The organism is Pseudoxanthomonas sp. (assembly GCF_035999195.1).
Taxonomy (GTDB): domain Bacteria; phylum Pseudomonadota; class Gammaproteobacteria; order Xanthomonadales; family Xanthomonadaceae; genus Pseudoxanthomonas_A.
In genome coordinates this window covers 100130-114228 of sequence record NZ_DASYGY010000007.1, presented here as the reverse complement: position 1 = coordinate 114228, position 14099 = coordinate 100130, and the positions used below count along the sequence as shown (strand labels likewise).

At 68.4% G+C, this 14099-nt stretch carries 12 protein-coding genes and 1 tRNA gene; 6 read left to right on the top strand and 7 right to left on the bottom strand.

Annotated elements, in window-relative coordinates:
* Positions 1–48 precede the first annotated feature (48 nt).
* Complete coding sequence (locus VGN58_RS05225; RefSeq protein ID WP_327482260.1) at positions 49–1617, top strand: MobA/MobL family protein; 1569 nt, start codon at positions 49–51, stop codon at positions 1615–1617.
* Between the two features lie 484 nt (positions 1618–2101).
* Here VGN58_RS05225 and VGN58_RS05220 read toward each other — a convergent pair whose 3' ends face one another.
* Both VGN58_RS05220 and VGN58_RS05215 read right to left on the bottom strand, forming a co-directional pair.
* Positions 2102–3610, bottom strand: a complete 1509-nt coding sequence (locus VGN58_RS05220; protein ID WP_327482259.1) for a site-specific integrase — start codon at positions 3608–3610, stop codon at positions 2102–2104.
* 84 nt (positions 3611–3694) lie between these two features.
* Positions 3695–3787, bottom strand: a tRNA-Ser gene (locus tag VGN58_RS05215).
* Between the two features lie 131 nt (positions 3788–3918).
* Here VGN58_RS05215 and dnaX point away from each other — a divergent pair.
* From dnaX to VGN58_RS05195, 4 genes are all read left to right on the top strand, one after another.
* Positions 3919–5673, top strand: coding sequence for a DNA polymerase III subunit gamma/tau (gene dnaX, locus VGN58_RS05210; protein ID WP_327482258.1), 1755 nt, complete (start codon positions 3919–3921; stop codon positions 5671–5673).
* 7 nt (positions 5674–5680) lie between these two features.
* The gene (locus VGN58_RS05205) at positions 5681–6001 is read left to right on the top strand and encodes a YbaB/EbfC family nucleoid-associated protein (RefSeq protein ID WP_055942081.1); all 321 of its coding nucleotides are present in this window, start codon (positions 5681–5683) and stop codon (positions 5999–6001) included.
* A gap of 54 nt (positions 6002–6055) precedes the next feature.
* Entirely contained in the window at positions 6056–6652 is a 597-nt protein-coding gene (recR, locus tag VGN58_RS05200; protein ID WP_327482257.1) for a recombination mediator RecR, read from the top strand.
* Positions 6653–6746: 94 nt separating this feature from the next.
* Entirely contained in the window at positions 6747–7100 is a 354-nt protein-coding gene (locus VGN58_RS05195) for a histidine triad nucleotide-binding protein (RefSeq protein WP_327482256.1), read from the top strand.
* A gap of 72 nt (positions 7101–7172) precedes the next feature.
* Here the strand turns inward: VGN58_RS05195 and VGN58_RS05190 are convergent, their stop codons facing one another.
* The 4 genes from VGN58_RS05190 to VGN58_RS05175 are packed head-to-tail and all read right to left on the bottom strand — an operon-like array spanning position 7173 to position 11551.
* Positions 7173–7685 (bottom strand): Slp family lipoprotein, encoded by a 513-nt coding sequence (locus VGN58_RS05190; RefSeq protein WP_327482255.1) that lies wholly within the window; start codon positions 7683–7685, stop codon positions 7173–7175.
* A 17-nt stretch (positions 7686–7702) separates the two neighbouring features.
* Positions 7703–9655, bottom strand: coding sequence for a DUF3488 and transglutaminase-like domain-containing protein (locus VGN58_RS05185; RefSeq protein ID WP_327482254.1), 1953 nt, complete (start codon positions 9653–9655; stop codon positions 7703–7705).
* On the bottom strand, positions 9642–10595 hold the full coding sequence (locus VGN58_RS05180) for a DUF58 domain-containing protein (RefSeq protein ID WP_327482253.1): 954 nt from the start codon (positions 10593–10595) through the stop codon (positions 9642–9644). Before VGN58_RS05180 ends, VGN58_RS05185 begins: the two co-directional genes overlap by 14 nt.
* A gap of 2 nt (positions 10596–10597) precedes the next feature.
* Positions 10598–11551, bottom strand: a complete 954-nt coding sequence (locus VGN58_RS05175) for an AAA family ATPase (protein ID WP_327482252.1) — start codon at positions 11549–11551, stop codon at positions 10598–10600.
* 44 nt (positions 11552–11595) lie between these two features.
* Between VGN58_RS05175 and VGN58_RS05170 the strand changes: the two genes are divergently transcribed.
* Positions 11596–13437 carry an ArnT family glycosyltransferase gene (locus tag VGN58_RS05170; protein WP_327482251.1) on the top strand — a complete coding sequence of 614 codons (1842 nt, stop codon included), beginning with the start codon at positions 11596–11598 and terminating at the stop codon, positions 13435–13437.
* A gap of 10 nt (positions 13438–13447) precedes the next feature.
* Here the strand turns inward: VGN58_RS05170 and VGN58_RS05165 are convergent, their stop codons facing one another.
* Positions 13448–14017 (bottom strand): Maf family protein, encoded by a 570-nt coding sequence (locus tag VGN58_RS05165; RefSeq protein WP_327482250.1) that lies wholly within the window; start codon positions 14015–14017, stop codon positions 13448–13450.
* Positions 14018–14099: the final 82 nt, after the last annotated feature.

Sequence of the window (14099 nt, the reverse complement as noted above, 5' to 3'; positions counted from 1 at the left end):
AAATCAGAAGCCGAGGCATAAAGAGCGGAGCACGAACAGGAGCTCCCCATGGCGATCTACCACGCCCGCATTAAAACCTTCAGCCGCGCCAAAGGCCATTCGTCGGTCGCCGCAGCCGCTTACCGCGCCGGCCTGCTTCTCGTTGACGAGAAGACAGGCTCGCGGCACGACTACCGCCGGCGCGGTGGTGTCGTGGAGACCCGCTGCGTGGTCCCTGACGACGCGCCCGAGTGGTCCATGGTTCCGGCGCGGCTGTGGTCGGCTGCGGAACACGCAGAACGCCGAAAGGATGCGACAGTGGCAAGGGAGTTCGAGGTGGCGTTGCCGCACGAACTCAATGACGGCCAAAGGTCCGCCCTTGCCGCGGAGATCACCCGAGCACTGGTGCAACGCTACCGGTTCGCCGCCCAAGCGAGTATCCATTCCCCTGATGCCAGAGACGGTTTGAACTGGCATCTGCACATCCTCTCCACTACGCGCCGCCTGGATGCCGAAGGCTTGGCAGACAAGACCCGCGAATTGGATGGTGGCCCCTCCGGGAAGTCAGAGGTCGAATGGGTGCGGGAAATGGTGGCCAGGGTGACCAATGCCCACCTTTCTGCTGCGCAGGTAGGCGCCCAAGTGGATCACCGAAGCCTTGAGGCCCAAGCCGCAGCCGCGATGGCCCGAGGCGACGTAGTGTCCGCTGCGCTCTTGAGCCGCCGGCCCACGCAACACGTCGGAAAGAACGCATCGGCCTTGGCCCGGCGAGGCGAAGACGCCGAGCGCGCCGCACGCAATGCGGCAATCCAAGACGAGAACGATGAGGAGTTCGAGAAGCTCCTCAAGGCGTTTGAGCGTGAGGGCAGGGCAATGGAATCGACGGATGGGCACGGTCCGGAGCAGGCCCGCCAGGATCGCCAGAAAGCTAACCGCCAGGGTGTCTACCTGATGCTACCCGGCGGCGGGCAGATGCGCGGAGTCCACGGGATCGCGGGTCTGACCGTCGGACAGATCGCGGTGCCTCCTCGGTCGCCAGGTCCTTCGGCACGGGACCTATTCGGTGAGGCGATCCAACTCTGGCTCGATGACGCATTGGCGGTGGTCATCGATCTGCTAAAGAACACCCGTCGTTTTCTCGAGGACCACGCCAGCCGCCTTGCTGCCTTTGCCGATCATTCGCGCCTGCGCACCGACCTGCGCGAGCTGGTCAAGCGGCTCAAGACGCTTCGGCGTTGGGCTACGGAACGCGGGCGGCGGCAGCTCGCAGAGCGCCACGCGCTGAAGTTGCTCCACAGGGCCGAGCGCTCTCTGGAAGAGTTCGTCGAATCCAACCCGAAGCCTGCCGACGGGACGGAGAAGGACTGGGCAAAACGCCGTGGACGCAGATTGGCCGCCATTGAGCAGCGCTTGGCGTCGCTAAAGGCCGCCAGGGAGGCCCGGTCACCCGAGGCCGAAGCCGCGTGCGAACAGCGGCTGGTGAGCGCTGTAGAAGCAGTGGAGGAGTGGAGCGGGCAGATGCTGAAGAGCTATCCCATAGAGTCCGATGCCCTCGCGCCCGCCTTCGGACCCCTCGATGCGTCCAAGCTCAAGGCGAGCCAGAAGACGCATCCACCACGTTCGCCTCGGTTACATTGAATGACAACGCCCCGCTAGCGGGGCGTTCTTATGGGTAAGGGCGCAGCGAGGTCAGTGGATCGTGGGTCCTTTGCGCCCAGGCCTCTCAGCGGCCTCTAGCGCTCGCCCACGCCGATTGGCGAGGAGCGTGTCCAGGGGCGCAAGCGGCTCGCGTTCAATGAGGCGCTCTTTCGTTGCAGTGAGCTTGGGGCCGAGTTCGGACGTGGGCGGTGAGTTCTCGAAAGTCGGAACGCCGCGCCCGCGTTGCCGAAGAAGCTCCTCTGCGAGTTCCAGTGCGAGTCGAAGATCTTCCGTTCGCTCGTCAGCGCTAAGGCTTCTCACTCGATGGAGGCTTCCACTCAAGAGTTGAGCGGCGATACGGATTTGTGCGTCTGGCATGGGCAGTCCTGCTGCAGGGGAGGGACTCGTAGCCAAACAGCATTTGCGATTTGCGCAAGCGCGTGCTCCGGAACTTTTTCACACTTTTTCTGTTTAGTCGGCAGGTTCAACTATTTACCAAGCGCTTGCGTCCAGCGCGTGGTTTCGGTGCGGTGTCGAGTAACAGTTGTGCGAGCGCGGGAAGATTCAATCCAAAGTTCAGCGCATCGAGTCCTGGGGTCGTGGGGCCGGGGCCGTGAAGCTTTTCGCGCACGGTGAAATCGCGGCTATACGTCGAGTGGTGCTCGTCGTCGAGTTCGTGGCCCACCAGCTGGGCGCGCAGTTCCGACGGCACACCCGCGCCTTGGAGCGACTGGATGACCGTCTTTCTCAGCGAGTGGAAGCCACGTTTTGCGGTCGGCCAGTTCTTGCCAACTTGCGAAATGTGGCGCCCAAAGGCTTTCGTGATCCAGTTGCCTTGCCCGTTCTTCGCATCCGCCCTCGCGGCCGGAAACAGACGTTCAGCGCCGGCTGCCCGCAGCCCATCGACCCACTCCCGGAAGCCCAGTGCCAGCAAGTCCGGGTGCACGGGCACGGTTCGCAGGCTGACCTCCGTCTTCACCTTTTGGTGCTCGCCCTCGTCGGACACCCTGATACACAGCAGGCCGTCTTCCTCGATGACGTCGCCGGTCAGAAGTTGGCCCACCTCGGATGCTCTGGCGCCGGTATAGAGACCGATGACCGAAGCCCAGCGGGCCGACAGGGCCAAGCCCTCGAAGGCTGCCGGAGCGAACAGCGCCTGGACTTGGTGTGCGTCATAGGCCTTGAAGCCGAACTTCTTCCGGGCCCGCTTCTCCCGAATCGAATACGAGACATGGCCGGCCGCCGGATTGTCGCCCTTTGGGAAATAGCCGGATGCTTGGGCCCACTCGAAGAAGCCGCCCCTGCCCCCGACATACGACTGTTTGTTGGTCAGGGTAGGGGTAGAGGCCCCCTCATCGCGCATGTGCTGATACCAGCGGGCTAGGTCCGTGCGGGTGATGGTGTGCAGCTTGGTCTTGCTCCCCAGGAACCGGACCAAGGCCTCCACCGCAGTCCTCTTAATCGTGAAGGTCTTGGGCAGGGTGCTGCCCTGAAGGCTTGCCAGCCACCCGTCCCGAGCGTCCGCCAGGGTGATGGGGGTGATCTTCGCCCTGGCCGCTGCGAAGTCGCGCGGTGACAGGGGAGAGTTGACCGCATCCAGCAAGGGGTCGTTCGTCTGACGTTGGGCTTGCTGAAAGAGGCGCAGGTCCTCGTCCGTGTCGATCTGCCAGCGCTCGGTAACGCTTCCGTCAGGGGCTCGCGTCCGATGAAGGGTGAGGTCCTTGAGGCCCTCGGTCTGCGTCAGCCGGGCGAGCAATTCCTCGGCCTCTTTCTTCCCCAGCTTGTCCACCCGCCGGTCCCTTAGCTTGATGAAGGCTTGAGCATACCGGGACGCCAGCAGAAGGGCGCGCAAGCGGGCCTCGCCGAGGTCGCTCGTGCGCAGGGTGCGTTTGATGAGGCGACGCTCTAGCAGCTCTTGGAGGTCAGCAGGAACCCGCTGACGAAACGACCAGAGCCCTGAGGAGGAACGAACCAAATGATGAGGAATGCGCATCGGGAGATGTGTCCCGATTTGTGTCCTGCACCCGGTCGGGGCCAGAAACGAAAAACCCCTGACGAGTCAGGGGTTTGCGTGATCTGGCGGAGAGAGGGGGATTCGAACCCCCGAAGCGCGGTTTAGACGCTTACACACTTTCCAGGCGTGCTCCTTCAACCACTCGGACACCTCTCCGGGACCTGAATGCGGCCGGGGACGCTTTCAGGGGCGTGGATTCTAGCCTTCGCAGGGGGGTGCCCACAAGCGAAGCCGGCTGGAGCGCCGGGAGCGGAGGGACGAAGGGCAGGGCGTGGCACAATGTGGGCATGTCCTATCTCGTCCTCGCCCGCAAGTGGCGTCCCAAGCGTTTTGCCGAGCTGGTGGGCCAGGAACACGTGGTCCGCGCGCTGACCAACGCCCTGGACAGCGGCCGCGTGCACCATGCCTTCCTGTTCACCGGCACGCGCGGCGTGGGCAAGACCACGATCGCCCGCATCTTCGCCAAGTCGCTGAACTGCGAGAAGGGCACCAGCGCCGATCCCTGCGGCCAGTGCCCGGCCTGCCTCGACATCGACGCCGGCCGCTACATCGACCTGCTGGAGATCGACGCCGCGTCCAACACCGGCGTGGACGACGTGCGCGAAGTGATCGAGAACGCCCAGTACATGCCCTCGCGCGGCAAGTTCAAGGTCTACCTGATCGACGAAGTGCACATGCTGTCGAAGGCGGCGTTCAATGCGCTGCTGAAGACGCTGGAAGAGCCGCCGGAACACGTCAAGTTCCTGCTCGCCACCACCGATCCGCAGAAACTGCCGGTCACCGTGCTGTCGCGCTGCCTGCAGTTCAACCTCAAGCGGCTGGACGAGGAACAGATCCGCGGCCAGATAACGAAGATCCTCGGCGCGGAGGCCATCGAGGCGGATGCGTCCGCCATCGCCCAGCTCGCGCGCGCCGCCGACGGCTCGCTGCGCGATGGCCTGTCGTTGCTCGACCAGGCCATCGCCTATGCCGGCGGCGCCCTGCGCGAGGACGGCGTGCGCGCCATGCTGGGCACGGTGGACCGCACCCAGGTCAGCGCCATGCTGGCGGCGCTGGCGCAGGGCGATGGCGAAGAACTGCTGCGGGTGGTCGCGCGGCTGGCCGAGTTCTCGCCCGACTGGGCTGGCGTACTCGACGCGGTAGCCGAAGCGCTGCATCGCATCCAGGTGCGTCAGCTGGTGCCGTCGGCCGATGTGGACGCGGAAGGGGTCGATGTCGACGCCTTCGCCGGACAGCTGCGGCCGGAAGTGGTGCAGCTCTGGTACCAGATGGCGATCAACGGCCGCCGTGACCTGCATCTGGCGCCCAGCGGACGCGCCGGTTTCGAGATGAGCATGCTGCGGATGCTGGCATTCCGCCCGGCCCAGGCCGGCGAGATGCGGGGCGAGGCGCGTACATCGCCTGCTGCCGCCATGCCGGCCTCGGTGTCGACGGCGTCATCGTCCGCCGCCGGCACACTGGCGCCGGTGCAGGCGAAGGCAGCCGCACCCGACCCGGTCATGCCGCCGCAGCAGATGGCGCGCGAGGAACGTCCCGCGCCCTCGCGTGCCGCCGTTGACGACGTGCCGCCGTGGCGTCCCGCCGAACCGGCGGTGGCGGCCGCCCCTGTCGTCGCCCCGGCGGCGTCGACCACGATGCCGGTCGACATCGGCATCACCGATGCCGAGACCTGGCTGCATTTCGCGAGTACCTGCGGGCTCAAGGGCGTCGGCAAGCAACTGGTCGACAATGTCGCCTTCGCCGGTTACGCCAACGGCACGCTGACCTTGGCGCTGGACAGCGGCTTCGACTACCTGCGATCGGAGCGCACGCTCAGCGAACTGGGCGATGCCATCGCCAGCCGCTACGGCGTGGCACCGCGGCTCGCCTTCGCCGCGACCAGCGCCGATGGCGAGACGCTGAAGCAGCGCAGCCACCGGCAGCGCGACGAGCGCCAGACCCTGGCCGAAGAAACCTTCATGAACCATCCGGACGTGCGGCAGCTGATGCAGCAGCATGGCGCCAGGCTCGTGCCGGATTCCATCCGACCTTACGAAGAGTGATCACGACATGCGTGGAAACATCGCCCAACTGATGCAGCAGGCGCAGAAGATGCAGGAGAACCTGCAGCGCGCCCAGGAAGAACTCGCCAAGCTGGAAGTCACCGGCAACGCCGGCGGCGGCATGGTCAGCGTGACGCTGACCGGCGCCAAGGAGTGCCGCAAGATCCGCATCGATCCCTCGCTTCTGTCCGATGCGGAGATGCTGGAGGACCTGATCGCCGCCGCGTTCAACGATGCCTCCAACAAGGTCGACGCGGAATCGAAGTCGCGCATGGGCGCCGCCACGGCCGGTATGCCGCTGCCGCCGGGCATGAAGATGCCGTTCTGATGCCGGCGGGAACCGGCTGACGGCGGCGCGTCCGCCGACGGTTCCCGGATCACCATGTCCAGTCCGCTGCTCGAACAGCTCATCGAGTCGTTGCGCGTCCTGCCCGGTGTCGGCCAGAAGACCGCGCAACGCATGGCCTATCACCTGCTCGACCGCGAGCGGGAGGGCGGCAAGCGCCTGGCCGCGGTGCTGGCCGAGGCGTTGGAGCACATCGGCCACTGCGCTCAGTGCCGTGATTTCACCGAGAGCAACATCTGCGCGCTGTGCGCCAGCAGCAGCCGCGACCGCCACCAGCTGTGCATCGTGGAATCCCCTTCAGACCGCCTGGCGATCGAACAGGCCACCGGCTACCGCGGCGTGTACTTCGTGCTGCACGGACGGCTCTCGCCGCTGGATGGCATCGGCCCACGCGAACTGGGACTGGATGCACTCTCCGCGCGGCTGGCGCAGGGCGAAGTGACCGAACTGATCATCGCCACCAATCCCACCGTCGAGGGCGAGGCCACCGCGCACTACCTGGCACAGCTGGCGCGCCAGCAGGGCGTGCGTCCCAGCCGGCTGGCACACGGCGTGCCGCTGGGCGGCGAACTGGAATACGTGGACCGCGGCACGCTGGCGCATGCCTTCGGCGGTCGCAGCGAAATGGCGTGATGGCAGGATGCGGAACGGAGGAACGTGGTTGCCTCGCCACGATCCGCCATGGCAAGCGCTATGCTCCCGAATCCCGAATCCCGAATCCCGCCACATGACCGACACCATCTTCGCCAGGATCATCCGCCGGGAGATTCCGGCCACCATCGTCTACGAGGACGACGACGTCCTCGGCTTCAAGGACATCGCACCGCAGGCGCCGGTGCACGTGCTCTTCATTCCGAAGAACGAGGCGATCCCCACGCTCGACGACGTGCGTCCGGAGCAGTCGCACCTGATCGGCAAGCTGGCGCTGGCGGCGGCGCATTACGCGCGCCGCGAAGGCTTCGCGCAGGACGGTTACCGGGTCGTCATGAACTGCCGTGAGGATGCCGGGCAGACCGTGTTCCACATCCATCTGCACCTGCTCGCCGGTGCGCCGCTGGGTCGTTTCGGCACGCCGGGCTGATCGCACGGGGAAACGAAAGAGAACAAAAAAGCCGCTCATCGAGCGGCTTTTTCCGTTCATGGTGCCGTGGATTCACCACCAGCCCCAGCGGCCCCAGCGCGGACCCCAGAAGGGATCGTAGTAGGGATAGGGGCGGACCACTTCGACTTCGCGCACTTCCGGCCACAGGTAGACCACGTCGGCCGCGACACGCGGCAGCTGGTAGTCGTACTCGCCGATGCGGGTGCTTTCATAGCCCTCGATCTTGCCCACGAAGGTCACTTCGCGGCCCTCGGCGAACACCGCCGGGTCGTAGAAGCCGGCGCGGCAGGCGATGAAGCGGCCGTCGGTCGCGTCCGGCGCCGTGGCCATCGGCCGCCCGGTCGCATTCAGCGGGCGCGACACGAGCTGGAAGCAGGTCGCGTTCTGGCCCGGCGTGGTGCTGATGATGCGGCCACCCCAGCGCACCGGCGCGCCCACCTGCGGAGTACCGACCGAGTCGCGCGGATTGACCGGGGTGAAGCTGCCCTGCAGCGGCGCGGGGGCGCTCGCGCAGGCGGAAAGCAGCGCGGCGGCTGCGACGACGGTGGCGAAGCGAAGGTTCATGGCCAGTCTCCAGCGGGTTATGGGCGGTGCCGGCGCAGGTCTTCGATCAGTGCGCGGTGGTCTCCCTCATTCGGAGCGTAGCGCGCATCGGCGAAACGCCGGCTGAGCGAACCCAGTGCCTGCGCGGCCTGCGGACGTGCCGCGGAGAGCCGGCGCGTCCAGTCGGCCGGGCTCTCGTACGGTTCGCGGCCCAGTCCGTGCCGCGCGTAGCGTGCGGCGAGCCGATGCCAGGCGCGCAGCAGTGGATCGCGTTCGCGTTCGCCGCGTGCCAGCAGCCAGCCCATCCAGGCCAGCGCCGTCATGGCAAACAGGCCGAACAGCGCCGTCAGTGCGCCTCCGCCGAGTCGCCCGGCGCCGAAGCGTTCGAGCAGGCGCGCCTGCCGCCGGGCATCGAAGCCCAGCACCAGGTCGTTCCAGCCGCGGCGCAGCCAGTCGCCCACTTGGCCGAGGTTGTCGGCGCCGATCAGGTTCGCCATGGCGCCCACCGCACCGCCGGCGCCCAGGCGATCTTCCAGCGTGTCGTAGATGTTTTCCGGCGCGACCGCCGCCGTCGGGTCCACGCGGACCCAGCCGCGTTGGGGCATCCACACTTCCGCCCAGGCATGCGCATCCATGTTGCGCACCACCCAGTAGCGGCCGAGCGGGTTGTAGGTACCGCCGGTATACCCGGTGACCACGCGGGCCGGTATGCCCGCGGATCGCATCAGGAATACGAAGGACGAGCTGAAGTGCTCGCAGAATCCCTCCTGCTGGTCGAAGAGGAACTCGTCGACCGTGTCGCGGCCGGGAAATGGCGTGTCCAGCGTGTAGGCGAAGTCGGCGCGGATCCACTGCAGGGCGCGCGCGACGATCGCGGCATCGTTGCCGCCGGCCTCGCGGCGCCATTGCGCGCCCAGCGCACGGGTGCGCGGATTGAAGCCCGCAGGCAGCCGCAGGGCCTGGGCGCGTCGCGACGCCGGCAGGTCCGCCTCGAACTGCGTGGGCAGCGACGACTGCAGGCGCCAGCGCGTCAGCGAGCTGAGGGGCGCCGGCGTCGCCATGCTGAAGTCGTGCGCCATCGAAGCGCCCTCCGGGGTCGCGGTCGGCAGGTCCAGCGCCACCAGGTCGCGACGGTCGCTGGGCTCCACGTCCATCTGATAGTCCCAGGTCACCGCCGCGCGGGTGGTCGCGGGCGGCGGCATGCCGGGCACTGCGTCGCGGCGCGTCCAGGTGCGGCCGTCGAAATCCGTCAGCACCGGACCGCGCCAGTACATCTGGCTGGTGGGGGGCGTGGCGCCGAAGAACTGCACGCGCAGCGCGGGTGCTTCGTCGGCGATGAGGTCGAGATAGCTGCCGGGCGACATGTCGTCGCTGAGCCCCGGTTTCGCCAGAGCACGCTCCGGCACGCCCCAGAGCGGCGACGGAAAGCGCGGGAACAGCCAGAATGCCGCCAGCACCAGCGGCACGCCGATGGCGACCAGCTTGCCGATCTCCCGCGCCTGTTGCAGGGGGCGCGCCACGCCCGCCAGCGAAACCGCCTCGGCATCGGCAAGCCGATGCAGCGCCACCAGCGCGCCCAGCACGCTGGCCAGGCCCAGCCCCATGCTGAGCGGGCCCTGGTCGAGCAGGAAGGCCGCGAAGGGGGCGAACAGGGCGAAGCCGAGCAGGCTGCGGTTGTCGCGTAGCGTGCGGGTCTCGGTCGGCTTGATCGCCAGCATGCCGGCGAGCAGCGCACAGCCGGTATCGCGGCCGAACTGCATGCCCATCACCGACATCACCGCCGCGACCAGGGCCAGCGCAAGCAGCGCCCTCAACAGGCCGGGCAGGGGACGACGCCACGACGCCAGCGCGAGCACCACGCCGGTGGCGCCGATGCCGAACGCCAGCATCGGCGGCAATTGCAGCAGCAGCGGCAGCAGGCAGGCGCCCGCAGCCGCCAGTGTCCACTGGCGACTGAGGCGGTCCAGCGTGGGCGCGTCAGTGGGCTTCATGCGGAAGCAGCGCCAGGGCGCGCAGGCAGACATGGCGATGCGCAGGGCCGTTCGCCGGCCCAAGTACGGGGTGGCCGGGCAGCCGCAGCCGGTAACGGAGCCCCTCGCGTTCGGCGGCCTCGACCCAGTGCGCCAGTCGCTGGATGCGGCGCTCGTGCGGAAGCGTGGCCAGTGCGTCCCAGTCCAGTTCCACATCGCGTCCGAGGGGGCGTTCGTAATCGCGTACCAGCAACTGGTTGCGGCGCGCGGAGGGTTTCCAGGCGATGGCGCGCCGCGCATCCCCGGCGCGGTAGTTGCGCAACTGGTGCACGTCGTCGCCCGCAGGATCCATGCGTGCCCGGGTGCCCGCGCTGTCGGCGTGCGGAAGCGGCGGGCCCTGCACTTCCATCGCGGGATAGACCAGAAGCGGCGCGTCCGGCCACACCCATGCCCAGGCGCGGGCGAGACCGAGCGGCTGGGTGGTCGACAGCCGCACGCGGTCCAGGTCGTACCAGCCGCGTCGGTGGGTCGGCAGGGCCAGTTCGACCACGATCCCTTCGCCCGCCGGCAGCAGCACGAAGGCGTGCTCGTTGACCGCATCCACGCGCAGGCCATGGCGCACGCGCGCATCGCGCGACGCGATGGCCACGTGCAGCCGCAGCGGCTCGCCGAGCGGCACGGGATCTGCGGACAATGCCTCCACCCGCAGGCCCGCCAGCTGCAGGTGCGCGAAGATCAGGCTGGCCATCGCCGTGGCACCCAGCAGCAGCGCCAGCAACAGCGCCGGATTGTTGTTGTAGTTCAACGCGCCCAGCACCATGGCGAACACCAGCGCGGCGAAGAACAGGCCGAACCGCGTGGGCAGCACATAGATGCGCCGGCGGTCGAGGGCGACCGGCAGGGACTCCGGACGGCGGGGACGCCCCAGGCGCGCGAAGCGCCTGGCCAGGGTCGGCGCCATGCTCAATCCACCGGCACCGCATGCAGGATGGCCTTGGCCAGCGCCCCGGCCGACGCCGCTTCCGCTTCCGGCACCAAACGATGCGCCGCGACGGCCGCGAACAGCGCCTGCACGTCGTCGGGCAGCACATGGCTGCGCCCGAGCAGCAGCGCGTAGGCGCGGGCCGCACGCAGCAGGGCGATGCCCGCACGCGGCGACAGTCCCACGCGTATTCCCGGATGCTGGCGGCTGCGCGTGAGCAGCGCCTGCACGTAGTCGATCAGCGCATCGCTGGCATGCACGCCGTTCACCGCCTCGCGCAGCGCGAGCACGTCGTCCGCAGACAGCAGCGGCATCGCCCGCGCGATCATCGTCCGCCGGTCGCTGCCGGCCAGCAGTTGGCGTTCGGATTCGGCGCTGGGATAGCCGAGCGCCAGGCGCAGCAGGAACCGATCCAGCTGCGAATCCGGCAACGGGTACGTGCCGGACAGATCCACCGGGTTCTGCGTGGCGATCACGAAGAACGGCTGCGGCAACGCGTGGGTGACGCCGTCCAGCGTCACCTGATGTTCCGCCATCGCTTCGAGCAGCGCGCTCTGCGTGCGCGGCGGCGCACGGTTGATCTCGTCGGCCAGCAGCACGTGGGCGAACACCGGACCGGGATGGAAGGTGAAGGCGCGCGCCTGCGCGTCGTACACCGAGACGCCCAGCACATCGGCGGGCAGCAGGTCGGACGTGAACTGCACGCGCTGGAACGTCAGTCCCAGCGTGGCCGCCAGCGCGTGCGCCAGCGTCGTCTTGCCCAGGCCTGGCAGGTCCTCGATCAGCAGGTGACCGTCGGACAGCAGCGCCACGAAGGCGAGCCGTACCTCGTGCGACTTGCCGAGCACCAGCGCGTTCACCTGCGCCTGCGCACGGGCGAGTGCGTCGGCCAGGCCTTCGGATAGCATAGGGCGGGTGCTGGGGATGGCGGACATCGCGCTCTCGGTTTCCGATCGTGGGTTGAGGGCAGTGTAGCGAGATGGACGAAGAACAACGCGCGCGACGATGGTTCCTGGCGGTATGGGCAATCGTGACGGTGGTCAAGGTCGCGATCGCCGCGCGTCTTCCCCTGTTCGTCGACGAAGCCTTCTACTGGCAGGAGGGGCGGCACCTGGCCGCAGCGTATTCCGACCTGCCGGGACTGACCGCATGGCTGACGCGGCTGGGTACCGAGCTGGGCGGACATCACGTGCTGGCCGTTCGCGCGCCGTTCCTGCTGATGGCGGCGCTGCTGCCGTGGCTGGTCGCCCGCAGCGCGGCGCACTGGTTCGGTGCCGCGGTCGGTTGGCAGGCGGCGCTGCTGGTCGTGCTGATGCCGCTGTCGGGCACGCTGGGCCTGCTCGCCCTGCCGGATGTGCCGATGGCGCTGGCGACGGTGCTGTGCGCCGATGCCGGCGCGCGGCTGTTGCGCGAGGTCGATGCGATGTCGGCGACCGAACTGGCGCTGGGCCTGATGCTGGGTGCGCTCAGCCACTACCGCTTCGTCGGGGTGATCGGCGTCGGCCTGCTTGCGCTGCTGTGGCTGCCCGAAGGTCGCAAGGTGCTGCGTGACGCGCGCGTGTGGGTCGCGCTGGCGGCAGGCGCGCTGGCGTGGGCGCCGTTGCTGGCCTGGAACCTCGAATACGCCGATGCCGGCCTGCGTTTCCAGTTGCTGGACCGGCACCCGTGGGCGTTCCATGGAGACGGGTTCCGGTTCCTGCTGGTGCAGGCGGCGATGGCAACACCGCTGCTGTTCTGGGCCATGCTCGTGGTGTGCCTGCGCGGTATCCGCGGCGATGCGCAGGCTGGCATCGCGTGGCGCTATTTCGCACTGCTGGGTGCGGTGTCCACGCTGGGATTCTTCGTGCTGGGCTTCTTCGCCGACAACGAGCGGGTCAGTTTCCACTGGCCCCTGCCGGGCTACCTGGCGTTGCTCGTCGTGGTGCCGCTGTTGTTGCGCGAATGGTCGCCGGCGCGCAGGCGGGCGACCTGGGCCCTTGCCGCGTTGGGCGCGATGCTGATGCTGGGCTATTACGTGGCGGTGTCGTTGCCGGGATTGCGCACGCAGGTCGCCGGCAGCAAGTACTACCCGGAGAACTTCGCCGGCTGGGACGCGTTGGCCGAGGAGGTGCAGGCGATGCGGGCGACGCTGCCGGCGGGGACGGCCCTGCTGGCGGACAATTTCAAGACGGGTGCGGAACTCGGCTTCGCACTGGACGACGCCGACATTCCCGTGCTCGAGCATCCCCTCAACCACAAGCACGGACGCGCACCGCAGCTGCAGCTCTGGGGCCTGCAGCACGACGGCGGGCGCGACCGGCCGATGCTGCTGGTAGTCGGCGCCACCGACGTGAAGTTCAGCGCGCTGCTCGCGCGCTACCAGCAGTTGTGCCGGATCGTCGGCCCCTTGCCGCCGGCACGGGTCGTCAACATCGACCATGGCGCGCGCCGGTTCCTGCTGTTCGCGCTGCCGGCCGGGCGGGGGCAGGGCGACTGCATCACGCCGGTCGTCGCCAACATCGACGTCCCGCAGGCGGGCGCCCGCGTGGACCGCCGTTTCGATGTCGGCGGCTGGGCGGTGAAGGACGGGGTGGGCGTGTCGAAGGTGGAGGTGCTGCTCGATGGCCGCGTGGTTGCCGAGGCGACCTACGGCGGCGTAAACGAGTGGCTGCGCGGCTTCCTCAAGGACGCCTCGCGCGATCCCGGCATGCCGAACGTGCAGTTCACGGCGCGGGTCGATGCCGGCGACGTGCCGGCCGGTCGCCACTGGCTGGGGTTGCGGGTGACCGGCGGCGACGGCAGCGTCGAGACCTGGGCCGAGCAGCCGATCGAGATCCGGTGACCGGTCCGGCTCAGGGCAGGTCGAACCCCGCCTCGCGCAGCATCCGGGCGACCGCGATCAGCGGCAGGCCGACCAGCGCTGTCGGGTCGGAGGACTCGATGGCGTCGAACAGGGCGATGCCCAGGCCTTCGGCCTTGAAGCTGCCGGCGCAGTCGAACGGTTGCTCGGCATCCACGTAACGCTCGATTTCCGCGGGCGTGAGCGTGCGGAAGCGCACCGTGGTGACATCCTGCGCCTGCAGGGCCTGTTCGTCGCGGACCAGGCAGACGGCCGTATGGAAGCGGACCTGGCGTCCCGACATGGCGGTCAGCTGGGCGATGGCGGCCTCCCGCTGGCCCGGCTTGCCCAGGGCAAGGCCATCCAGTTCGGCCGCCTGATCGGCGCCGATCACCCAGCTGCCGGGATGCTGGCGGCCGATCGCCTCGGCCTTGGCCAGGGCCAGGCGGACGGCCATGGCGGGCACGGACTCGGCCTCCAGCGGGCTCTCGTCCACCTCCGGGCGCGCGATATGGAACGGCACGCGCAGCCGCTCGAGCAGTTCGCGGCGGTAGCGGGAGGTGGAGGCGAGCATCAGCGGCATGGGGTGGAACACCGGCAGGGAACGGGGCGGGGGAGTCTGACCGGCCCCGGGGCGGGCGGCAAGACATCGTGATACCGGAGGG